We start from the raw sequence: 23,461 nt of genomic DNA on the forward strand, positions 1-23,461 counted from the left end.
ATTTATAACTAAAACCAAATACCTACAACCAAACACAAACTATGATTCCAAAATACAGAACTCAATTCAATGGAGAATTTTCTCAGGAAAAATATCAAAAAGTCAATGAATTAATAAAAGAGAAATGCGGTCGCGAAGCCGCGTTTCGACTTTCTGAAAGTCCGATTTTCCTTACCAAATATTTTTGGCAAAAACTGGATGATGCATCTCAGTCGATCATTTCTCAAATCAAGGAAATGTCTGATGAAGAACTAAGAAAAGCGATTCCCTCCAACTGTAATGTTCCGAGTGACGCTCAAAAACCACATTTTGTAGCGATAGATTTTGGTATTTGCCAGGATGAGAATGGAAATGTAATTCCGCAATTGATAGAATTACAGGCTTTTCCGAGCTTATTCGGATTTCAGAAGTTGTTTGAAGAAGTGATTACCGAAGTTTATCCTTTTCTGAATGAATTGAAAAACTCACTTCCGAAAGATAAATACATCAAAAAACTAAAACAGGTTATCGTCGGAAACGAAAATCCCGAAAATGTCATTCTTCTGGAAATCTATCCTGAAAAACAAAAAACTGAGATTGATTTCGTTCTTACTGAGCAATACCTCGGCATCAAGACGGTTTGCCTGACTAAAGTTAGGAAGCAAGGTAAAAAGTTATTTTACGAAAATAACGGAAAATTAGTTCCTATTAATCGAATTTACAATCGTGTGATTTTTGATGAACTGGATAAAATTGAAGGTCTGGAAACAGAATTTGATTTCCGAGAAGAAATTGATGTAGAATGGATTACGCATCCGAATTGGTTTTTCAAAATCTCAAAATACATCCTTCCAAAACTGAAACACGAATTTGTTCCGAAAAGTTATTTTCTATCCGACTTCCCTGAAACTGAGCAATTGGAAAATTTCGTTTTAAAGCCGCTTTTCTCATTCGCAGGAAGCGGCGTAAACCTAAATCCAACTCAGGAAATCATCAACTCAATTGAAGACAAAGCGAATTATATCCTTCAAAGAAAAGTGACTTACGCACCACTTTTTGAAGACATCAACGGGGAATTTTCGAAAGCTGAAATACGTTTGCTTTTTGCGTGGAATCCAGAAGATGAAAATCCTGAACTTCTCGTGAATCTTGTGAGAATGACCAAAGCGGCGATGGTGAATGTTGATTTTAATAAGAAAGATGCAATTTGGATTGGAAGTTCTATGGCGTTTTTTGAGAAGTAACAGAAATTTATTTTCTTAATTCTGGCGTATTTTTTGAACAAAGTCGTAAAAAACTATGTTCGATTTCAAGCAAATTCTATTAGGCTCCGAAGATTGGAATTTTCTTTTGGAAACGATTCTGCGAACAGGAATAATGTTCTTCGTTATTATTTTTGGACTTCGTCTTTTAGGTAAACGAGGTGTGAAGCAACTTTCTGTTTTTGAATTGGTTGTTATCATTGGACTTGGTTCCGCTGCCGGTGATCCGATGTTTTATAAAGATGTTGGGATAATGCCGGCCATTGTTGTTTTCACAATGATCATCAGCCTGTACACCGTTATCACCTACTTTATTGGGAAAAGTAAAAATTTTGAGAAACTAGTTGAAGGCAAACCTATTTGCTTAATTCAAGATGGTGTTTTTTGTATTGATGATTTCAGAAAAGAATCGCTAGGAGAAGATGAATTCTTTGCTGAGTTAAGACTGAAAGGTGTTTCGCAACTCGGTCAAGTTGAAAAGGCTATTGAGGAAATCTCTGGCGAAATCAGTGTTTTTTATTACGAGGATAAAGACATTAAATATGGTTTACCGATATTGCCCAATTCATTAGAAAACCCGTTGAAGACATTTAGTAAAGACACTCATTATTCCTGTACTTTTTGTGGCTACACACAGGAATTCAAATCCGGTGAACAAAGCAATTGTAAAATCTGCAAAAATGATGAATGGGTAGAATCTTCCAATAAAAAAAGAATCTCTTAGATCAATTCCAATTCTTCTACTTTCAGTTCATCAAAATGATGAATGACCAGATCTGCAGTTTCATAATTCTGATTTTTACTATTTACACTTTTATAACCGACACAAAAAATTTCGGCAGCATTTGCAGCCTGGATTCCGTTGGTGCTGTCTTCTATAATAATGCATTCAGATTTGGCCTTACCAGAAAGTCTTTGGGCTTCATTAAAAATCGCCGGATTGGGTTTTGATTCGGGGAAATCTTCGCCACTTACAAGATGTGAGAAGTAGGGAAATAAATTGAATCTTTTGAAAACCCTGTCAATTGTAGATTTGGCTGCTGAAGATGCTAATATCAATTGAAAATTGGCGGAATGGAGATTCTTGATCAATATTTCTACTCCATCTAATAATTTCAAAGCTGGGTCAGAATCGAACAGGTTATAAAATAAGGTTCTTTTTCTTTGGATTAATTCCTCAACATTAGTATCGATTCCGAAAATCTCTTTTATCATTTGATAGACATTTCGGGTCGATTTGCCTGTAAATCTTGAGAATAATTCTGCATCTATGCCGATATTTAGTTCTTTAAAATGCTGATAGTAAGCTTTTTTATGAAGTGGTTCTGTGTCTACGATCACGCCGTCCATATCAAAAATAACCGTATTTTTCATTTGCAAATTTTGCCTATTCCATTAATTCGGTGCAAAAATAGGGATAATGTTTGGAATGCAGAATTGAACGCAAAGTCAGCTAAGATTTATGAACTTATTGAAAATATTTTAAGATTCGCAAAGGCGCTTCGCTCATCAAAGCAATACATTAAAATGTCTAGAAATTTAATTTGACAATTTTATCTTTTCCAGCAAGAATCAGAGTATTTTCATCTACCCATTCGCAGGCGTAGAGATTTTTTTCTTCGGAGATTTTTGTCCAGGTTTTTCCGTAATCTGAGGAGAAGCTTATGTGCTGGTCACCAACCGCAACGATTTCTTTCCCTTTGGTTTTAGGACGAAATTTAACGCATGTCATATAGCCGGCATTTTGTCCGCTGGCTTGGATTTGCCAAGTTTGTCCGCCGTCTTTGGTGGTGGCGATATTATTGATATTATCGGGTTGCTTTGTGTAATCTCCGCCAACTGCAATTCCATTAGTTTCACTATAAAAGTCAATAGAATAGATTCCTTTGGAAGAAGTTCCTTGTGTAAAAGGAGTTTCGAAAACTTTCCAATCGGAATCTTTATATCTCATACGATATATTCTGGATTTCATTCCGCCTGTTGCAATCCAAATAACGTTTCCAAAACTTGCAATATTGGTATTACTAGCAGCAAAAGCAGCTTCGCCTTTTTCTAAATAAGGAAAATCTTTACAATCATTACAATGAATCCACTTTGAACCACCATTTCGTGTTTGAGAGATATTTAATCTCTGATTGACCGATGGGTCACTAAATGCTAATCCAAAATTATTGTCTGTGAATTTCAAAGCATCATAAAAAGCTGTCGAATCATTATCATTGAACACAACTTTGAAGTCTAAAGTTTTTTTGTTAATCTTAAAAAAATAAGCCGGACTTTCTATATTAATTGCGTAAAAGCTATTTTTATTTTGAGCAAGAGTCCGAAACTGTAGCTTTTTATCCGAAAGTTTAATCTGCTTTTTTTTTGATTTATCTTTAAGATTGACGTAACCAAACTTAGAATCTGTCCCTGCATACCAGACTTTTCCGTCCCAGAGTTGAATGGCTCGAATGCTGATTTTATCCGTCAATAAAGTATCGATAGTGAATTTCTGAGATAGTAGAAATGATGAAATAATCGTGAGTGAAAATAGTATTAGTTTTTTCATTTTATAAAATTAATGAAAGTTCGGGAATGTTGATGATTGTTGACTAAATTTGGTTTTACAGACAAAATCCCTAGCCCCGATAGAAACTTTTTGACATTGCGGGAAAAAGTTCTAAAAATAGCTTCACTTCGTTCGCAATAACAAAAAAGATATAGTGGATAGCGGGATCAAGCTCCAAAAAAAAATTCCGCAAAAAGATGCGGAATTTATATTTAATGTTTATTGTCGATGTCGATATCCACATCTTGTAACGGCTCTTGCTCCGCCCTGAACGTTTCTCCAAATCCTCCATTCTGAAGTTTTGAATTTCTCTTACTGTACAAGAAATAGATGAAGAAACCGATGACCAACCAACCCAAAGAATACATTTGCGCTTCTTTGCTCAGGTTGATAATCAAATAGATGTTGATGGCGATTCCTAAAACTGCAATAACCGGTAATGCTGGCACTCTGAAGTTTCTTTGTAGATTAGGTTCTTTAACTCTCAAAACCCAAACTGCAACACATACCATTGTGAACGCGAACAAGGTTCCGAAACTAGTCATATGCGCCAAATCGTTGATTGGTGTAAATGACGCAATTACTGAGATAACACCTCCTAAAATCACAAGATTTTTTGAAGGCACGCCAGTAACCGGGTTAACTTTTGCAAAAGTCTTCGGAATCAAACCATCTTTTGACATTCCTAAGAAGATTCTGGATTGCCCCATGATCATTACCATTAACACGGAGATCAAACCCACTGTAGCAGCAATTGTAATGATATAACCAGCCCAAGCCTGTCCTGCAATATCGAAGGCATAAGCAACCGGTGCTTTAATTGCATCTGGATATTTACCCAATGGATTGAAGTCTGTATAATGCATCATCCCGGTCAAAACCAATGAAACTAAAATGTATAATAATGTACAGATTACCAACGATGCAATGATTGCAAACGGTACGTCTTTTTTAGGGTCGATTGCTTCTCCAGCCTGTGTGGAAACGGCATCAAATCCTACATAGGCAAAGAAAATTGCTGAAGCTCCGGCAACAACACCCGCATAACCATAAGCCGAATGTGAAACTCCGTTTTCTGTAATTGTAGTTGCAGCAGGAATAAATGGTGACCAGTTTTCCGGATTGATAAAAAATACTCCGGCAACAATTACGAAAATAATTGCTGAAACCTTCATCACAACGATGAAGTTATTGGCCTTTGCAGCCCCTTTGGTTCCTCTCAAAAGAATCCCAATCACTACCCATACAATTAAAAATGCAGGTAGGTTCATAGAAAATCCAGAATTACCTGCAGCAAGATATGTTTGTGGGTCTGTCGTTAACCAAGCCGGTAAATGCAGCCCAAACATCTTCAGTAATTTTCCAAAATATCCGGACCACGAAACAGCTACTGTCATAGAACCCATCGCATATTCCAGAATCAGTCCCCAACCGATAATCCAGGCGAAAATTTCTCCCACTGTACCATAAGCATAAGCGTAAGCTGAACCTTCTACCGGAAGTATGGACGCGAATTCTGCATAACACAATGCTGCAAAAACACAGGCAATCCCAGCGATGACAAAAGAAAGAGCTAAAGCAGGACCAGCGTTATAGTAAGCACCTGTACCTGTTAAAACAAAAATACCACCTCCAATGATGGCACCAATCCCAATAGCTGTTAAACTCCATTTTCCCAATACTCGCTTTAGCTGACTTTTTTTAATGTCCGCTTCATAAGCTTCCATTGGTTTCTTGATCCAAATATTTGCCATAATTTAAATTTTTTTTATCCCCAAAATTTATAGGGGGCTTTTCTTCTATATTTATTTTTTGAATTACGAAAATATTAAAAAAATATCATCCTTAACACTTTTTAACTAATTTATTTTAAACATTACTATTAATTCAAGACATTGTAGAAGATTTTGAGTCTTAATAATTATCTTTGACCATGGATTTTTTACAAGAACTGACCGCACAATACAACTCTTACGAGACTTACCTGATTTATCTAGAAGCTTTTGCAGTTTTATTTGGATTATTGAGCGTTTTCTTTTCAATCAAAAAGAATATTTGGGTCTATCCAACAGGAATTATCTCCACAATACTTTTCATCTACATTATGTTCGTTTTCGGACTTTTGGGAGATATGCTCATCAATGTTTATTACACCGTGATGAGTCTCTATGGCTGGATTCTCTGGTCAAAAAGCTCCGATGACCACATCCACGTCGACGTCAAAAAAGCAAGTGCAAAAGATTGGAAAGTTGGAAGCATTTTGTTTGTGGCCAGTTTATTTTTCGTGGGAACTGTTTATTACTACAAACCATTCATAGACAACCAGTTTTCTATGGAGAATGTCAAACTTGGACTTTATCATCTCGATTGGGCGAACTATACGGACATTGTTACCACTTCTCTATTTCTTGTAGGAATGTATTTTATGGCAAAACGAAATATTGAGAATTGGATATTCTGGATTGTTGCCGACTTCATTTGCATTCCTATGATGTTTGAAAAAGGACTCGCATTGACAGGTTTACAATATTTTGTATTCACAGCAATGGCGATTATCGGCTACATCGAGTGGAAGAAAAGTTTGGTTAAGGATTAAATTCCTCGCTTAAGGAATATCAATTTAGTCCTGATAATTTTTCCGCATATTCTTTCGCAAAAAGTGCTTTATCTTCTTGTAATTTTTCAAGAGTTTTCGGCAAAATGTAGTGAAAGATATATTGGTCATGTTCATCTGTAAAACCAATTTCTTTCTCCTCACCATCGATCATCTGTGCGAAAATATCCCACATCGATTGGTCTTTCAATTTCAATAATTCGAAAAAATCGTGTGCTTTTATGGTAATATTTTTCATTTTTTGATTGTAAAAAGTATAATGTATTAAGTAAAAGTATGTTCTAGAATACTAACTAAACATCTTTTATAAAATCCTCATATTCATAAAACAAACGTTCAAAAGCATCCATTTTCTCGACAAAGAACTCGAAAATATCCGGCCAGGTTTGTTTATTATAAATGCTTACTCCTATTTTCTCTACCCAAATTCTGCTGATGACTTTTCCGTTGTCCAACACATAGAACTCATCTTTTGTAAATCCTCCAATTTCATCTTCTAATATCGATTCCAAAGACCAGATTTTCTCGTAATAAGCATTTCTGAATAATTCATCTTTCATTTCTATATCCAGAGAAACCTCAGCTTTTTTATTATCAGCATAAAATTTGAAAGAAAAATCTTTGATTTTTGTATCATACAACAACCATTTTCTCGGGAAAGCTTTTCCGAAAGCCGTCCAGAATTCTGTTTTCAATTTTTGAGCTTCTTGTTTTGAGAACACGTTGTTAATTATAAATGGTTAATGATGAATTATAAATGATGAGCAATTCGTTGCTTTTCTTTTTTGGTCTAAAAATCTTGTCAGGCTGAGGCTCACGAAGCCTTTCATATATTTCTTTTGCCTTTAATTTGTTTCTTAAAAATTCAAATCTATTTTCGATTCATTGAATTCTTTGATCAAGTTTTCAAAAACTTTTTCGACCGGTAGGATTTCATCTATCAAAGCAGAAACTTGTCCGATTTCCAATTCGCCTTCCACCAGATCACCTTCGAACATTCCACGTTTTGCACGTGCTCTTCCTAGTGTTTCTTTCAAGGCTTCAACATTTCTGCCTGTATCATATAGACCTTCCAGATCGTGAAAAAATTTGTTCTTAACCAAACGGACAGGCGCCAATTCTTTTAAAGTTAATTGCGTGTCACCTTCCTTCAACTCAACAATTTTATTTTTGAAATTCTCATGAGAGCTTGCTTCCTCTGTCGCAGCAAATCGAGAACCGATTTGAATACCATCTGCGCCAAGAATCATCGCCGCTCTCATCTGACTTCCCAGTCCAATTCCGCCCGCTGCAATCAAAGGAATATCAATATGTTTTCTAACGTTGGGAATCAAACACAATGTAGTAGTTTCATCTCTTCCGTTATGACCACCTGCTTCAAAACCTTCTGCAACAACAGCATCTACTCCGGCCTCCTGACATTTCACAGCAAATTTCACACTTGAAACGACGTGAGCGACTTTGACGCCTTCTTTCTTCAGAGTTTCCGTGTAAGTTTTTGGATTTCCGGCTGATGTAAAAACGATTTTCACACCTTCTTCCAAAATGATATTGATGATCTCCTCAAGATTTGGGTAAAGCAAAGCCACATTCACCCCAAAAGGTTTGTCAGTTGCTGCTTTACACTTCTGAATATTTTCTCTAAGAATATCCGGATACATACTTGCCGAACCTATAAGACCCAATCCACCGTTATTGGAAACCGCTGAAGCCAATCGCCATCCGGAATGCCAGATCATTCCACCTTGCACGATTGGATATTTTGTTCCGAAGAGTTGTGTGATTCTGTTCATTCTGTTATATTGTTTTTGGGCAATTCCGAAATCGATGAAGCTGGACATTGTTTATTTTTCCCAAAAATAGGAATTCATTTTTTAAAAATAAAAAAACCTGCAAAATAGCAGGTTCCCTTTGAAATTAAATGGTGATCAATCTTTAATGAACCTAATCGTCCTTATTTCTTTTTCTGTAAAAATATTGATGAGATATAAACCTCTTTGAAGAGTCTGAACATTCAATTTTTTCTCATCATTCATATTTTTTTCGATTATTTTTCTTCCATCTATAGATATGATCTCTATTTTAAGAATCTTCTCGTCGGAATGAAAATTCAAAATATCTTTTACCGGATTTGGAAAAATAATAATATACTCAGCTTTATTGATATCCGAGGCCAACAAAGTCGGTTGATTCTCGAACGCACCAATATCAATCGTTGTTTGTTCAATCCTGCTTTTATCAGCTACGTCATAATTTCCATATTTTGAAACATCATAAAAAGAATTATTCCCTCTATTGATTCCATTACTGGAAGATTTCAATGTAAAATCATTAGCCGAAATATTATTAAACAATGGATCCGTTGTATAATTATTAGAACCATTAAGCATTACATTATGCTTTGGAAGGATAATTGAATTGTTAGCCGTAACAGAGGTCCCAGAACCATCAATTGCATTAACAGAATCTCCGCCCATCCAGAAAATTGAGTTTTGAATGGAATTAAGAATCGGAGAAACAGTCGATAAAATAGTACCTCCATCCGGATTATAAACCGTAGAATTAATGATATTGAAAGTAGAACTACTATTAAATAATGGAATATAAATCTGATCAGAATAAATCAAGCTGTTGACCAAAGTAACCTTGGAAGCACTTCCAGCAGCAATTGCTGTTCCTTTGTAAGTTCCTAAATATTGAGTATAAGTTCCGATGATGTTATTAATAAATTTACTCCTGTTTATCAAGACCTCACCTCCTCCATAAACAAATACAGCACCGCCTACTCCACCAGTCGTACCTCCCTGAGAAGCATTATCAACGCTGTTACTTTCAAAAATGCAGCCTATGACTTGTACATTCTGAGGGCTTCCTGTATTATAATTGAAAACACTTATCCCTCCACCAGCATATTTTGCATAATTATTAATAAATGAGCAGTTTTCAATTTTGGTAAAATTACTTCCCGTATTATTGGAATCCACTTCAATAGCGCCGGTCTGGAACTGAGAATTATTTCTAAAAATATTATTAGAAATGGTCGGAGAATTATTGAATTCCGAAGGATAAATCAAAATCGCACTTCCGCTGTATCTTGGCGCATAATTGTTATAAACGCTCCCTAGACTTGCATTAGCATCTTGAAAAGTAAAACCGTCAATCTGCGTAGAGTTATCAATATCGGCAGTTTCTGCATCAATAATCATAATGTGATAACTATTATCAGTAGCAGAATCCTGAGTTCCTATATCTCCGCTCAGAATAGTTTCATTTTCCTCGATATTTCTTTGAGATAATGCTGTTTCTGTTCCTGCAAAACCACCATAAACTTTGAAATTATTACGGGTTATTTGTAAAAAATCATCTCTATTGGATGTCAAAGATGGATAATATGTTCCTTTTGCCACCCAGATTTCTTTAATATCATTATTAGTTTTGACTGCAGAGAAAACATCTACCAGATTTTTCACAGCGTTTGTCCAGGAATTTCCGCTCTCTGTTCCACCATCGACGTTGGCATTCACATATACCCGTCCATTTGAATCTGGAGCAATCTCAGATTTTTGGTAAGCCGAAAATGCAAAAACATGAGCCACTGAACTTCCTGTAGGCGTTCTGCTTATAGTAACACTTTTTATGTTTTTCCATTGATTAGATGCATCTATGGAATTATTACCAGAATAAGAAGCTAATTGATAATTGAGCCCAGGAGAAGCTACAGAATGAATTAGTCCTGTTTCTGGCAGACCATATACAGCTGGCGTACTTGCTGATGTCTGTTGATAATCTTTTGAAACAAGAGCATACCCTCCACCGTCCATATCATTGGTGATTACAGTATTTGCATTTCCAACTCCATTAGCAATAACATCTGCATTGAAACCACTTTGGATAGCAATCGTCCGATACTGCTGTGCATTGACTAGACATGAAATAAACAAAAAATTGAAAAATAATCGAAGTGCTTTCATAATTTCATTTTAATAGATTGATATTGAATGACAAACGATTTGCCTTTCATCCATTAAAATTAGAAATGACTATTTTTCTGTCAGAAAAAATGTTCTGAAACCTCGGTTTTTTGTTCTTAAAAAAAATTAGAAATGTTTGGAAATCTTGAAAATCTTATCTTCGATATACAATTTGTCATTGATGATCTTTGAAACGTGATAAGGATTAACTGCCACACTTCGGTTAATCCGTTTGAAATATTTCGACGGAAAAACCTCTTCCAGATGAGACATTGTAGTTCTGAGGATTTGATTTTTACCATATTTCAAAACTATTTCGACATAGATATGGTCAGCTTCTGCAAAAAGAAAATCTTTGGACTGGAAATAATAAATCTGCTTTCCAATCTCAATCTTGAAAATATTATCCTGATTCGCCAACGCCAGAGTGATTGCTGTTATCAGATTGACATTATCAACAGGCTTTGAAAGGTAAGCAGACGGTTTCAGACTGGTCACTTTTTCAAGTGTGCTCGGGTCTGTCAAAGCTGTTGTAAAAATGAAAGGAATAGAAATATTATCATTAATGAATTTCGCCAGATCCAAACCCGTCTTTTCTCCGGAAAGTGAAATATCAATCAGAACCAGATCAAATAATTTGTGCGACAAAAGCAGTTTTGCTTCATCAAAATCATTAGCGATTTCGGGCAAAAAAAACGGTTCCAAAATCCTTTTAACAGCAAACGAAATCAAAATCTCATCTTCCACAATCAGTATTCTGCTTTTATGTTCAGTCATTGGGAAACGTGATTTTGTAGTTTGCGTTTTTTCTTGTAAAACTGCCTTTCAGCTGTTTTACCATTCCTTCGATAATCAAAATCCCGAGTGAATCTTTCTTATTTTTAAACTCGAAATCGGTTCCGTTATCAGAATATGACAACCCGATTTTATCATCGATCAAATTTAATTTTAAATCTAATAATAACAATTCGGTTTTGGCGTGTTTGATAGAATTGGTAATCAATTCATTCAAAATCAATCCAAGCGGTAACGCTTTATCCACTTTAAGAAAAATATCATCCACATCGTTTTGATACTCAATTTCTCTTCCCGAGCTGTTTTGATGCGTTTCAAAAATCTTATCTGTGTAACCTTTGGCTTCAATCAGCGCATTATCATTGTGATTGACACTGTAAGAATAAAGCTCGTGCGCAATCATGATCGTTTTTATTCTCTGGTGAAGGTCTTCGAAACGGTTTTGATAGTTCAGATTCCCAGCCTGACTTTTCTGAAAATCAATCAAACTGAGAATCACAGCCAGATTATTTTTGACACGATGATTGAGCTCCTGAACCAAAAATTGTTTTTCCTTAAGACTGGATTTAAGCGCTTGATTATTCTCCGATATCTTTTGTTTTTGGATTTCGATTTTTCTTTTGTTTTTAAGGATCAACCAAAGAAAAAATGCTAAAATCACAATTGATATAATGAGAGTAATATTAAGTTTTCTCGTTCCTTCGATATTTTTTTCGAGCAGTTCTTTTTCAGATTTTTCTTTTTCGAAATTATACTGTATCGCTAGTTCTTTGACCTTCATATCACGTTGATCTGCATTATACTCATTATATAATTCCGAAGCCAGTCTATAATAATACAGAGCAGAATCCGGCTTTTTTTCCTTTTCCAGAATCTCACTTTTCAACTGGAAAATATCTGCCTTGTAGTTGAGAACATTGGATCTGGAAGAATTAGCAATAGCTGAGTCAGAATAAATATTTGCCATTTTATAATTGTGTTTCGAGAAATAGAAAAACGAAATATTATTGTAAAGTGCGTTAATAGCTTCGTTATGACGAAGTCTTTTATTCAAGTACAAAGCGCGTTGAAAATGACTTAGTTTCTTTTCCGGATTTTCACGATTTCCGAATCCAAGAATTAATTCAACCTCCGGAAGTCGTGTTTCATCATTAACGGCAACTGCATATTTTTTAGCTTCATTGGCAATTTTAAAGGCAATTTCCCGATGATTATTCACCCTGTAATAAGAAGACTTTCTGATGAGAAAATGGGTGTAATTTTTAGGCTTGAGTTCCGGATGCTTGATCAGTAATTTCTCAGCTTCATCAATTTCTTTTTTGCTGGATTTTTCATCACCATTGATTTCAAAAATCAATTCTCTTTCGATGCGGATTTTTAATTGTTGTTCTGGTGTTAGTTTAAAATCAATGAGGTTTTGGGATAGTTTGAAACTTTCATCATACAAGCCTAATTCTATGAGGATTTTAACTTTCAGAACATCTAAATTGACTTTATCAGAGTCTTTATATTTTTCTCTGTTTTGATTGATCAATTCCAGAGCAGACTTATATTCTGAATTCCGAATCTTATGATCAAGATTTCTTTCCAATGACTGAAAAGTATCTTGTCCAAAACAAAAAACTTGAATAAAAAACAGAAAAAAACTTAAATAATTTTTCACCACTTAACAAAGATAGAATAAAATATGATGTTTGATAAGCCTGAACCTCAACCTATTTCCTTCCAAAATCAAATGTAGACACGTCTTTTTATTCAAAAATAAAATTGTTCTGAAACCACTGTTTTCTGTTCTGAAATAGAAATCATTCACTTAATTCTATGGCAAATCCCTATTTTTACAAAAAATTACAAATTGGACTTATCTCTAAGAACAGTTACGGTCACTCGGTACATCCTTCCTCTGAGGGAAGGTGGATCTTTACCAGCTTTGGCAGAGGCGGATGACGACTTCAAATATGTACTGAAATTCCGTGGTGCGGGACATGGTGTGAAAGCATTGATATCCGAATTGATTGGAGGAAAAATATCTCAGGTGCTGGGTTTTAGAATTCCTGAACTGGTATTTGCCAACCTTTCAGAAGATTTTGGGCGTGCTGAAGCAGATGAAGAGATCCAAGACCTATTAAAGAACAGCTGCGGACTAAATCTTGCTTTGCATTATCTCTCCGGCGCGATCACTTATGACCCGGGAGCAGTGAAGGTAGATTCTAAGACCGCATCAGAAATAGTTTGGCTGGACGCCTTTCTTACCAATATCGACCGAACGTTCCGCAACACCAATATGCTGATGTGGCATCAGGAACTTTGGCTGATAGACAATGGTGCTTCTTTATATTTCCATCATTCCTGGGACAACTGGGAAAAGAATGCGGTGAGTCCTTTCGTGATGATAAAAGATCACGTTCTATTGCCACAGGCATCTAAGCTGGACGAGGCAAATGCAAAATTCAAAGCTATATTGACTGATGCTGTTCTAAAAGAAATCGTAGAACTGATACCTACCGATTGGCTCCTTCGGGACGACACAGACCTCTCTCCGGAAGAGATCAAAGACGTCTATTTCCAGTTTCTCACCAGACGATTAGCTAATTCTGATAACTTTTTAAACGAGGCCAAAAATGCAAGAGCAAAAGTTATATGAATATGCCGTGATACGCCTGGTGCCAAAACCGGAGCGTGAAGAGTTCTTCAATGTCGGGTTGATATTATTCTCTAAGAAAGCCAAATATATTGCCGTGAGAATCCATCTTTGCGAAGATAAGTTTCGCACTATCCATTCCAAACTGGACTATGATGATGTGAAGAAACATCTGGAATCCTTCGTGAGCATTGCCAAAGGCGAAAGATCGGCCGGGTCTATCGCGCAGCTCGATATTCCGGAGCGTTTCCGATGGCTGACCGCAGTGAAGAGTTCCATCATTCAGACTTCAAGGCCTCATCCTGGCGCTAGTTTGGATTTGGATACAACTTTTGACAGGCTATTTGAAGAATTGGTCCTGTAACCTGCCAAAATGTAGATTATAAATTTTCTTGTTTCAGCTTCTCAATAAAATAAGAAGGCGTTACACCATGTTCATTTTTAAAGGCTATTACAAAAACCTTATAAGTCACAAATCCGCTTTCTTCAACAAGATGGCTTATTTTATAGTCCCGGTATTTGGGTTCGTTGTATAGCTTGTGGACAATGTAGTTGATGCGTAATCCGTTGATGTAGTTTGAGAAGTTTTTACCCCTGTAGATCCTGATAATTTCAGAGAGGTATTTAGTATTGGTACTGAGGTTGTGGGCAAGCCATGTAAGATTAGCTTCTTTTTTCAGGTATTTTTCCGATGCTTCAAATTTCTCCAGTTTCTGAAGAAGGGCTTTTGCCGTTTCGTCCGGTACAATAGTAGGTCTTGTATTATTATTTTCAACTTTATCAGGTGTCATACTGGGAGGAACTGTATCTTTTTTACTGTTTATTTTAGCAATCAGCTCATCATATTTTTTGCGATGGCGTTTATTTTTCTTATTGATCAATATCCAGAACCCAATGATAATGACAAGAATTACACTTGCACTTCCAACTATAATTTTTTCAAGAAAAAGACTGTTTCTATTATCGGATTTCTTTATCTGGTCTCTCGAAAGGGATATAATAGCTTTCTTCTCTGCAAAATTAAGGCTGTCATTCAGAGCAGTAGATAATCGCATGTATTTGATTTCCTCATTATTATTCTTCAAAAATTTATAATCATCTTTCATTTTATTATAAACCCATAACCTGGCTACAGGGTCTTTTTGCTTTTTCTCAGCTTCAAGAAATTTGAAGGAATAATCCAGTGACTTTTGATAATCTCCTTTTTCAAAATACAAACCGCATAGTGATCTATAGACACTCGTTTCTTGCCCCTCAAAATATTTCGGGGCAGTGTTCTGAAAATCCAAAACTTTTTTTAAATAAAATTCAGCATGATCAAGGTCTTGTGGTTTCCGAACGATATAATAACCTCCCATGCTCTGTAACCCGTTAATATATAGATAATAATAAGTATCCCTTTGATATTCTGTTAAATTATTTACCGGTACCGTTTCTATATATTGCAGGCTTTTTTTCAGGCTTTCCAATGCCTTTTCAGGCTTTTCTAGTCCTTCATACATTCCTGCAAGATTCATATAGATGCCACAAAGAGCCATATGTCTATCCGCTTTATTTTCAATTTTTTCCGCATAGCCTATTGACGTTTTGAGGTGAATCTCAGCCTCAGGATATTTATCCAGTATCATATCAACATAGCCTCTAAGCTTACTGATCTTACTTAGTGCTTTATAATTCTGCACTTGCTCGGCAATAATCTCCGCTTCGTTTCCATATTTTGCGGAAAGGGTATAATTTTTTTGCGTTGCTGCGACTTGTTGCTGTATCATTAGTCCCCTGAGAATTCCTTCAGAGAAGTTCAGTTTTTTGGATTGTTCGCATAGTTTTTTTATTTCATCAATATTAGCCTCTTCCTCATCATCCATCTCGATTTTATCATAGCGGTCGGTGATTTGCTTTTCAGTTTGGTGAAAAGAATCAGATTGTTTTAGATTTTGTGCATACGTGATATAAAAAGAAAAAAGGATAAGAAAAGAGTAAAATAATTTTTTCATGAATAAAAATTTTATTAAGTATCTAATTAAATTATTTTGATAGCAATAATATCTGAAGGTACACTTGCAAATTTAATGTATAAATTCAGAAAAAGACTAATCTCTATATACACAGACTAAAAGTACATTTCATAATGATGAAAATAAAATATTATATAAAAAACTGATAATCAATGCTTTTTATTTGTAAAATTAATATAAGATATGAAAAACATATGAGACAATTCGGAAATCACCAAGCCTAACCTTTGCCGGAAAGAATCGTTCGGCTTAATATTGCCATCGGTATTTATTAGTCTTGAACTAGCTCACCTCATTTCACAATACCAAAAAGTAAAAAACACAAAGACATATATATTAGGTAAAAACACAAATGATGAAAACAAAGAAAGTTTTTATTCTTATAGAGAAGAATTTCTTCTTTTCATATTAGAATGTTTCATCATTTAAGTATTTCAAGACTAATTTTAATTGATACACAAATGAAAAAAAACATTATTCTTTTAGGAATGCTATTGCTTTCTGGATTAGCATTCTCCCAAGTAGGAATCAATACAGATACGCCAAAGTCCACTTTGGATGTCGTAGGGAAAGCTGCTGACACCAACTCGTTAGACGGTATCACCGCTCCAAGACTTACAGGCGATCAGCTAAGAGCCAAAACCTATACTACGGAGCAGACCGGAACATTAGTATATGTAACTGTAGCAGACTCAGCGCCGGCAGGACAAACGATTGATGTGACCGCAACAGGTTACTATTATTTTAATGGTACTAAATGGGTCAGCACCGGATCAGGTTTAGCAAATGACACTAATATATACAATTCCGACGGTTCACTTATCGGTCCCGGAAACTCCCGCACACTAACACTGAACGGAAAAACACTGAATTTTGTAGGAGCAGCACGGAAAACCTATTGGGATATAGATGGGAGAATCCATCAGCAGGCTGCTGATACTTCCATTGATGCAGCTATGGGATTTCATAACGGAAGTGCTAACCTGTGGATACAACAATGGAATTCCGGCTCCGAAATCACAGCTTCCAACAGCTCTACCGGACTCGGTTTATCTACTCATTATACTAATGATTCTGCTCCGATAACATTAAGCACAAGCCCTGGCGGCAATACCACCGGTGTAGAGAGAATGCGGATCACAGGAGAAGGAAATGTTGGAGTAGATACTCCCGATCCAACAGAGCGATTTGACAACGCCGGCATTACAAGACTGAGAAACCTTCCTACAAACGGTGCAACCAATGCCATCAATACTACATCTACAGGCGATATGTCTGCTGCACAAGATCAGACTTTTACAGCAACCAGGACTGTTGTTGCCGATGACAATGGTGTTTTGGGAACTGTGGCAGGTTTGCCGGCAACTCCCGTTAATATATACAATGCTAATGGCACTCTCACTAGTAATCGTACACTGACCCAGGCTGGTAGAACACTTACTTTCTTAGGTACTAATCAGTCTACTACGTTTTACCCTAACAATGGGCTTAGCCAAACAGGTATAGCCGGCAATAAAAGAGCCAGTATAGTATTAACGGCAAATGACAATAATAGCGACGGAGTAAGTTCTAATATGCAGTTATTTCAAGATCCGGAGGGTATTGCCCAAATTACAACAGGAGGTGATTCCCGAGGAATTAACATAGGTCCTACACAAACTACATTGCCTGCATATCTAGCGTTTACTACAAGCGCAGGAGGAAGTTCAGTGCTCGGGACTGAAAAAATGCGTATTACTCCCACAGGAAATGTTGGTATAAATACGATAAGCCCAACCGAAAAACTCGATAACAATGGCATCACAAGATTGAGAAACCTTCCTGCGAACGGGACAGCCAATGCCATCAATACAACATCGGGAGGCACAGCATCTGGTAGTCAAGACCAAACCTTTACTGCAACTAGAACCGTAGTGGCAGATGCCAACGGTGTTTTAGGATATGTAAATGGACTTCCAACGGGAACCTCAAAAATAATATTAAGTGCGGCTGCGGTTGGTAACCAGAATATTGGAAATGCTAACATGCTCCTCGCCAATTATCCAACTGAGTATATAGATGTATATAGCGCCTATGCAAGCAACGTATTCACGGTACCTCCCGGTATGGGAGGAATCTATTCCTTTAGCATGCAAAGTGCTCATTCCCATGACGTAAATGCACAAACAAGCTGGTTTGTATCTGCATTGCTTCAGAAAAGCACCAATGGTGGAAGCACCTACTCCCTTCTGATGAAAGATACCAATGCTAATATGAATGGTTCTACAGTGGACAATGGCAACTCTATCAATTGGACAGGCACTCTAAATGCGGGAGACAAAATAAGGTTACTTTATCATTCCGACTCTTCTGCCAGCAATTATGTAAATCTGGGCTCGATTACCATTACACAAATTGCCCAATAAGTATTATAAAAAACTGATAAATAATTAACAAATAAAAAAAACTATGCCAAATTTTACACAAGATTAAAGCCTACTCTGCGATAACCTTTTGACAAAAGACTTGGCCTAACAAAATGAGAGATGCTTCGAGAGCCTCAGCATGGCAGAAACAATAACGCAGACACTTTGATATTTGCCCGGCCTATATAATTAATGCCGTTTTACAGCACTAAAACCTAATATTAAAACGACATTGCCTTACAATTAAAAAGTATCAAGACTATGAAAATCACAAAACAAGTAATGAAAGCACATATATTGATAGGCAAGAACAAGGAAGAGCTATACTCTCTTTTTGGAGCTCCTGATTATTCTGAATTCGGAGGAATACAGCTTATCTATATTACACGAATCTGGTTCATAGAACGAACCCTAATGGTAGATCTGGATATTGATGGAATCGTGGAAAGTGTATATACCATCCATAAATTCAAAATATTCCAGGGAATAATGTCATAAAAAATTATGAATTTAAATAGCGCTTATAAAATGGGTAAACCAATAAACTACCTCGAAAAAATAATGACCATAGCAGAACCTTATCTCCGAATTAGAAAATGAATTTTGTCCAGCATATCAATCCCCTAGGTCAATAGGAGTGAAAAACTCTCAAGGATTCTTAATCAGCTTTCCTTATAAATTAGTTTTATTAGGTCTAATGGTTTAATCTATTCAGCTTCCCTATTCACAAGCTCCATAGAAAAAGCAGGAAGGCAAATAGCAATATACTCGCAAGGTTCATAAAACGGGTTGGAATAACGGACTCTTGCACCTTTTTCAATCAGAATACTTTGCCCTTTCTCAAGAATAATAGAATCACCATCTATCTCAAAATGTTTCTTTCCCGAAAGAATAATGGTAAACTCATCAAATTCCGGAGTTTGATGTGGTTCACTCCAATCAGGCGGTGCAATCATATGTGCTATGGAGATATCTGATGTTTGGGTGGAGTTTCCCCAATGTTCCTCGATCAACTTACCATCAGTTGTCGGAACTACAAATGGTCTTGTTTGAACTCTGTACTTTTTCATTTTTATAGTTTATTAGATTTATGGATTTTATGAAGAGGGTTTCATGATTTCAAAAACGACATTCAGTTTCTCTGGTTCGCCGAAGTAAGCCACATTAACCTCATCCATCTTATTTGCACCAAGCTTTTCCATCGCCTTCTGAGAACGGATATTATCTTTACCAACGTGAAAATTAACTTTATCCACAAACTGGAAAATATAATCCAACATCAGTTTTTTGACTTGTGGATTCAGTTTTGAACCCCAGAATTTTGTAGCGTAAAATGTATAACCAATGAATATCGAATTATCTTTCGGATTATAATCATAGAACCTTGTACTTCCGGCAATCTCTCCTGTATTTTTCTCTACGATTTTGAAAGCACCTTGACTTTCTATCGCACCCTGAAAGAAGTTTTCGAAAACCTCTTTTTTATATCGATCCTTATTAGGATGTTGTTCCCAGATTTTGGGGTCGGAAGCGACTGAAAACAATTGCTCAAAGTCATCGTTTTCTAATGGAACCAATCTTATAAAGTCGTTCTCTAAAGTCGGTTGGATGTTCATTGTTGTGAGGTTTTAGGTGGTAGTTTTAGGTTGTAGTCTTGATTCTTGTCTCTTGTTTCCTGATTCTTTTTAACTGTGATAAACTCTGGAGAAAACAATCTTCCCATCTTTGATTTCCAGAACCTCTCCTACTTTCATATCTTTTTCGCCTTCCACTTTTCTGGTGTATTCCATAAAAACCTGTTCGGAGTCTGCGGTTAGTCTATCAACTTGATAGCGCAAAGTTGGCAGTCTTTCAAAACAATCTTTCCACCAATTTCTCAACGCTTCTTTTCCTTTTATCAAACCATTGGTTTTTGGCTCTCTGATTTTAAGTTTTGGGCTGTAATGCTGTGCAGATTCATCATAAAGAAAAAGTAAATCTCCCAAATTTTGCTCGTTGAACGCCTTGAACCAAAGGCTGGCTATATATTTCAATTCTTCTGATTTCATAGTTTTCATTTTAAAGTCTCACTGATCTGGCAAATTAAGCAGATTTTAATCAATCTGGAAAATCAGCTTAATCCGCGAAATATTGAGACTCTGGAAACCTCTTATTTTTAACTACCCCGTCTTTCGAACGAGTTCGAAATCCACTCCTTCAAGGAAGGGGAATTTAGAATAGGATGGCTTTCTCCAGTTCCAACAGCTTCTGTTTTCGCCAGATTCCGCCACCGTAACCAGTCAAAGTTCCATTAGTTCCAATCACTCTGTGACAAGGAATAATGATGGAGATTTTGTTAAGTCCATTCGCATTGGCAACAGCTCTCACGGCTTTTGGATTACCGAGAATATCGGCTTGTTGCTGGTAACTTCTCGTGGTTCCGTAAGGAATCATTCTCAGGATTTCCCAAACATTTTTCTGAAAATCTGTCCCAACAGGCGCCAATGGAACTGTAAAATCTAATCTTTTTCCATCGAAATATTCTGCCAATTCTGTTTCTAAAGTTTTGAAATGAGGATTCTCGCCTTGTACAATAGTGGCTTTGAAATATTTTGAAATATCTTCCAGCTCTTTCGAAAGTGATTTCCTGTCGGAGAATTCCAACATACAGATTCCGTTTTCGGTGGCACAGGCAATCATTGTTCCGAGAGGCGTTTCGATTCTTTTAAGGTCAACAATCTTTTCCATTTTCGAGTTTTTAGGAGAAGTTCCGATGATTGATTTGAAACTTTCATTGAAACCGCTCAAGCTTTCATAACCGTTATCTAAAGCCACATCCAAAACATTCTCGCCCTGCTGAAGTTTCTTAAAAGCCGAGTTGATTTTGAACATTCTTTGAAAAGCGTGGAACGTCATTCCGTGGTGTTTCAGAAACCATCGTTTCACTGTCACAGGTTGTAATCCTCTTTCAACTAAATCAATGTCTTTGAATTTAATCTCAGGATTAACTGATAATTCATCCATTATTTTTTGAATTTCGATTGGTGTTTCATCTGGATTTTCCAATGGTTTGCAAACTTTGCATGGACGATAACCTTTCAGAATCGCATCTTTAGTATTATCAAAGAACTCAACGTTTTCAGGTTTGGGTTTTCTTGCAGTACAAGTTGGACGACAAAAGATTCCTGTTGTTTTTACACCCATCCAGAAAACCCCTTCGAATTCGGGATTTTTTTCAAATGAAGCCTGGTACATTATTTCGCTACTCAATTCCATAACTGATTGTCTTGAATGATACAAATTTAGATGTTTTCAGAATCAGTTAACAACCGAAAAATGAACAAGTATTTTTTACTCCGGCATCGCTTTCCATTTTTTGACAAATCCAGTATAGAAATATAGAAAAACAAAAGTCGCAATCAGCATAATATAACTGGTTGTCAGTCCCAAATCATCTAAAACGCCTTTACAACTCAGATAATTATCCCCAGTATAAACTTTAGTTCTGCAATCGATAACTTGATGTTCATTAATAATTCCAAAAATTAACCAAATAAACAGTGGAAAACCGGCCATCGAAATAATCATAAAAATTGACGTTACAATTTTCCGAGCTTTTCCAATGGTGATAAATGGTATCAAAAGAATTATGACACCAACAGTAAGAATAGTATAGAGAATAAAAAACATATTCTTAAAACCTCCCACAAAGGCAAAGAACACGCAGAAAAGTGTCACCAGCAAAATGATAACCCCAGCAGAAATAATACTAAACAGCAGTGAGCGCAAATCTGTAATTCTGAAACTGAAAATCAAAATAGCCAGCGCAAAAGAAATCCAGATAAAAAGATGAACCGAATCCGAAAAGAAATCATCGGTCTTGATAGTGTCCACATTTTCCAACAAATTATTTAAATCCGCTGTGTAATAGTAAAAATCGGTCATATTTCTCTTGAAATAATCCTTCGGCGAAATCTCCCGGTCCACATTAGGATTAAAATCCCTGATGCTGATGGTATCTTTCCGGATTTTACCATTGGCATCCAGATAATTATCATCATAAGCAACAGAATCAACGGCGACTGCTTCTTCATAACCGTTATAACGCCCTGCCGGTGCTTTATTAGGGTCGTAATCAGTTCCGGCATCGGGTTTATATAACATTATAAAGCGCTTGACCTCAAATTTCTCCGGATGGTAAACCATGGCTGACCAATCTTTCACATTGAGATTATTGACAATATCGAACTCTTTTGAAATACGTAGAAAATCCTGCAGTAACTTTTCTAATGCTTTGGAATCCTTCGAAGTAATAAGTCTTATTGTATTGTCGTTGACTTCAATTTGCTTTTGTTTCAGAAGTTCTTTCGTTGGAAGATTATCTGCTTCAGTATCATATCTGCGATTGACAGCTGAATTGACATTATCATAAAAAACCGAAGAATAATTATAATAGCTTGGTGCAACCGTTTTGATGTAAGCCGACAAATCCTCCACTTGTTTTTTGAAAAAATAAGTTCTGGACTTGTTATCGGCGCTGTTTTCAAAGTAAGCCAACGGAACACTGTTCTTTTTTTCCTCTTCGGGATATATGAACTGTCCACGTTCATCGGTTTGATTAACCGTTTTTTTATAAAGACTGAAATACTGATAAACCCTGTCGTGATACACAAAATATGACCGAGTCTTGTCAATCTCATTGATGTCTGTCTCACAATAAAAAACTGCAAAAGGTTTGGGCGACAATCGGTTTTCTAACGTGTAATCTTCAATATTCTGCGACAGGAAAGGAACAGAATGATTAATAATTTCGATCTTTTTCGCCATTTTCTCGTCATCATATTTATAATTGATGAAGAGCCGAAAACCGGTCATATAAGAAAAATAAAATGTGACCGAAACAAAGATGATGATGAAATACTGGACAAATTCAAAGAACAGTTTTTTGCCAGAATTTGGATAAAAATTCTTGAAAGCGTTGTTCTTCAGCATATAGATCAGCCAGCCAACAATGAGAAGCACCGAAATAATGACGTGAACAAAGACAAGTCCTGTGGAGAAGTAATCATCGATGGCTCTCGTATGTTGCAATGTGCCAGGACTCGCGTGCGAAACGAAGCCGATAAAGAAGAAAATAAGATGAACCGCGATTCCCAAAAGCAACATCCAGACGATTCTCGTGTTCCAGATATTGGGAAATCTCTCCAGTAAATATTGATTAATTGTATTTATTTTTTGCATTGGTCAGA

Annotated in this window: 22 protein-coding genes; 7 read left to right on the plus strand and 15 right to left on the minus strand. The window is 36.2% G+C overall.

Annotation, left to right across the window (positions count from 1 at the left end; all coding sequences use genetic code 11):
* Nucleotides 1–41: 41 nt before the first annotated feature.
* Together RTX21_RS00660 and RTX21_RS00665 are read left to right on the plus strand one after the other, a co-directional pair.
* Nucleotides 42–1,223 carry a hypothetical protein gene (locus tag RTX21_RS00660; protein WP_312764651.1) on the plus strand — a complete coding sequence of 394 codons (1,182 nt, stop codon included), beginning with the start codon at nt 42–44 and terminating at the stop codon, nt 1,221–1,223.
* Between the two features lie 55 nt (nt 1,224–1,278).
* Entirely contained in the window at nt 1,279–1,965 is a 687-nt protein-coding gene (locus RTX21_RS00665) for a YetF domain-containing protein (RefSeq protein WP_312764652.1), read from the plus strand.
* On the opposite strand, the gene RTX21_RS00670 is transcribed toward RTX21_RS00665, so the two are convergent.
* The 3 genes from RTX21_RS00670 to RTX21_RS00680 form a co-directional block, all read right to left on the minus strand.
* Nucleotides 1,962–2,615, minus strand: coding sequence for an HAD-IA family hydrolase (locus RTX21_RS00670; RefSeq protein WP_312764654.1), 654 nt, complete (start codon nt 2,613–2,615; stop codon nt 1,962–1,964). The two genes, RTX21_RS00665 and RTX21_RS00670, sit on opposite strands and share 4 nt — an antisense overlap.
* A gap of 157 nt (nt 2,616–2,772) precedes the next feature.
* Nucleotides 2,773–3,792 (minus strand): glycosyl hydrolase, encoded by a 1,020-nt coding sequence (locus RTX21_RS00675; protein WP_312764656.1) that lies wholly within the window; start codon nt 3,790–3,792, stop codon nt 2,773–2,775.
* Between the two features lie 212 nt (nt 3,793–4,004).
* Nucleotides 4,005–5,546: an amino acid permease gene (locus RTX21_RS00680; protein ID WP_312764658.1), complete on the minus strand. Its 1,542-nt coding sequence runs from the start codon at nt 5,544–5,546 to the stop codon at nt 4,005–4,007.
* A 179-nt stretch (nt 5,547–5,725) separates the two neighbouring features.
* Between RTX21_RS00680 and pnuC the strand changes: the two genes are divergently transcribed.
* Nucleotides 5,726–6,388, plus strand: coding sequence for a nicotinamide riboside transporter PnuC (gene pnuC / locus RTX21_RS00685; RefSeq protein WP_312764660.1), 663 nt, complete (start codon nt 5,726–5,728; stop codon nt 6,386–6,388).
* A gap of 19 nt (nt 6,389–6,407) precedes the next feature.
* Here the strand turns inward: pnuC and RTX21_RS00690 are convergent, their stop codons facing one another.
* The 6 genes from RTX21_RS00690 to RTX21_RS00715 all read right to left on the minus strand — a co-directional run bounded on the left by RTX21_RS00690 (nt 6,408) and on the right by RTX21_RS00715 (nt 12,763).
* Nucleotides 6,408–6,644 (minus strand): hypothetical protein, encoded by a 237-nt coding sequence (locus tag RTX21_RS00690; RefSeq protein ID WP_312764662.1) that lies wholly within the window; start codon nt 6,642–6,644, stop codon nt 6,408–6,410.
* Nucleotides 6,645–6,699: 55 nt separating this feature from the next.
* Nucleotides 6,700–7,128: a DUF4268 domain-containing protein gene (locus tag RTX21_RS00695; protein WP_312764663.1), complete on the minus strand. Its 429-nt coding sequence runs from the start codon at nt 7,126–7,128 to the stop codon at nt 6,700–6,702.
* A gap of 135 nt (nt 7,129–7,263) precedes the next feature.
* Nucleotides 7,264–8,199 (minus strand): nitronate monooxygenase, encoded by a 936-nt coding sequence (locus tag RTX21_RS00700; RefSeq protein WP_312765439.1) that lies wholly within the window; start codon nt 8,197–8,199, stop codon nt 7,264–7,266.
* Nucleotides 8,200–8,334: 135 nt separating this feature from the next.
* Entirely contained in the window at nt 8,335–10,377 is a 2,043-nt protein-coding gene (locus tag RTX21_RS00705; protein WP_312764665.1) for a T9SS type A sorting domain-containing protein, read from the minus strand.
* 126 nt (nt 10,378–10,503) lie between these two features.
* Entirely contained in the window at nt 10,504–11,154 is a 651-nt protein-coding gene (locus RTX21_RS00710) for a response regulator transcription factor (RefSeq protein WP_312764667.1), read from the minus strand.
* On the minus strand, nt 11,147–12,763 hold the full coding sequence (locus RTX21_RS00715) for a sensor histidine kinase (RefSeq protein WP_312764669.1): 1,617 nt from the start codon (nt 12,761–12,763) through the stop codon (nt 11,147–11,149). The genes RTX21_RS00710 and RTX21_RS00715 overlap by 8 nt, the downstream gene beginning before the upstream one ends.
* Before the next feature lie 264 nt (nt 12,764–13,027).
* Here RTX21_RS00715 and RTX21_RS00720 point away from each other — a divergent pair, with 264 nt between their 5' ends.
* Together RTX21_RS00720 and RTX21_RS00725 are read left to right on the plus strand one after the other, a co-directional pair.
* Nucleotides 13,028–13,816 (plus strand): HipA family kinase, encoded by a 789-nt coding sequence (locus RTX21_RS00720; protein WP_312764670.1) that lies wholly within the window; start codon nt 13,028–13,030, stop codon nt 13,814–13,816.
* Nucleotides 13,794–14,177 (plus strand): DUF3037 domain-containing protein, encoded by a 384-nt coding sequence (locus RTX21_RS00725; protein ID WP_312764672.1) that lies wholly within the window; start codon nt 13,794–13,796, stop codon nt 14,175–14,177. The genes RTX21_RS00720 and RTX21_RS00725 overlap by 23 nt, the downstream gene beginning before the upstream one ends.
* Nucleotides 14,178–14,193: 16 nt before the next feature.
* Here the strand turns inward: RTX21_RS00725 and RTX21_RS00730 are convergent, their stop codons facing one another.
* Nucleotides 14,194–15,807, minus strand: coding sequence for an AraC family transcriptional regulator (locus tag RTX21_RS00730; protein WP_312764674.1), 1,614 nt, complete (start codon nt 15,805–15,807; stop codon nt 14,194–14,196).
* 482 nt (nt 15,808–16,289) lie between these two features.
* On the opposite strand from RTX21_RS00730, the gene RTX21_RS00735 reads away from it, so the two are divergent.
* Together RTX21_RS00735 and RTX21_RS00740 are read left to right on the plus strand one after the other, a co-directional pair.
* A complete protein-coding gene (locus tag RTX21_RS00735; protein WP_312764676.1) occupies nt 16,290–18,233 on the plus strand; it encodes a hypothetical protein in 1,944 nt (647 codons plus the stop codon).
* Between the two features lie 282 nt (nt 18,234–18,515).
* A complete protein-coding gene (locus tag RTX21_RS00740; protein ID WP_312764677.1) occupies nt 18,516–18,731 on the plus strand; it encodes a hypothetical protein in 216 nt (71 codons plus the stop codon).
* Nucleotides 18,732–18,940: 209 nt separating this feature from the next.
* Here the strand turns inward: RTX21_RS00740 and RTX21_RS00745 are convergent, their stop codons facing one another.
* The 5 genes from RTX21_RS00745 to RTX21_RS00765 form a co-directional block, all read right to left on the minus strand.
* The gene (locus RTX21_RS00745) at nt 18,941–19,303 is read right to left on the minus strand and encodes a cupin domain-containing protein (protein ID WP_312764678.1); all 363 of its coding nucleotides are present in this window, start codon (nt 19,301–19,303) and stop codon (nt 18,941–18,943) included.
* 27 nt (nt 19,304–19,330) lie between these two features.
* Nucleotides 19,331–19,849 carry a GNAT family N-acetyltransferase gene (locus RTX21_RS00750; protein WP_312764680.1) on the minus strand — a complete coding sequence of 173 codons (519 nt, stop codon included), beginning with the start codon at nt 19,847–19,849 and terminating at the stop codon, nt 19,331–19,333.
* Between the two features lie 69 nt (nt 19,850–19,918).
* Nucleotides 19,919–20,281: a nuclear transport factor 2 family protein gene (locus RTX21_RS00755; RefSeq protein ID WP_312764681.1), complete on the minus strand. Its 363-nt coding sequence runs from the start codon at nt 20,279–20,281 to the stop codon at nt 19,919–19,921.
* Between the two features lie 163 nt (nt 20,282–20,444).
* Complete coding sequence (locus RTX21_RS00760; RefSeq protein WP_312764683.1) at nt 20,445–21,488, minus strand: methylated-DNA--[protein]-cysteine S-methyltransferase; 1,044 nt, start codon at nt 21,486–21,488, stop codon at nt 20,445–20,447.
* 75 nt (nt 21,489–21,563) lie between these two features.
* The gene (locus RTX21_RS00765; RefSeq protein WP_312764685.1) at nt 21,564–23,453 is read right to left on the minus strand and encodes a hypothetical protein; all 1,890 of its coding nucleotides are present in this window, start codon (nt 23,451–23,453) and stop codon (nt 21,564–21,566) included.
* Nucleotides 23,454–23,461: the final 8 nt, after the last annotated feature.

This window comes from Epilithonimonas sp., assembly GCF_032054305.1.
GTDB lineage: Bacteria > Bacteroidota > Bacteroidia > Flavobacteriales > Weeksellaceae > Epilithonimonas.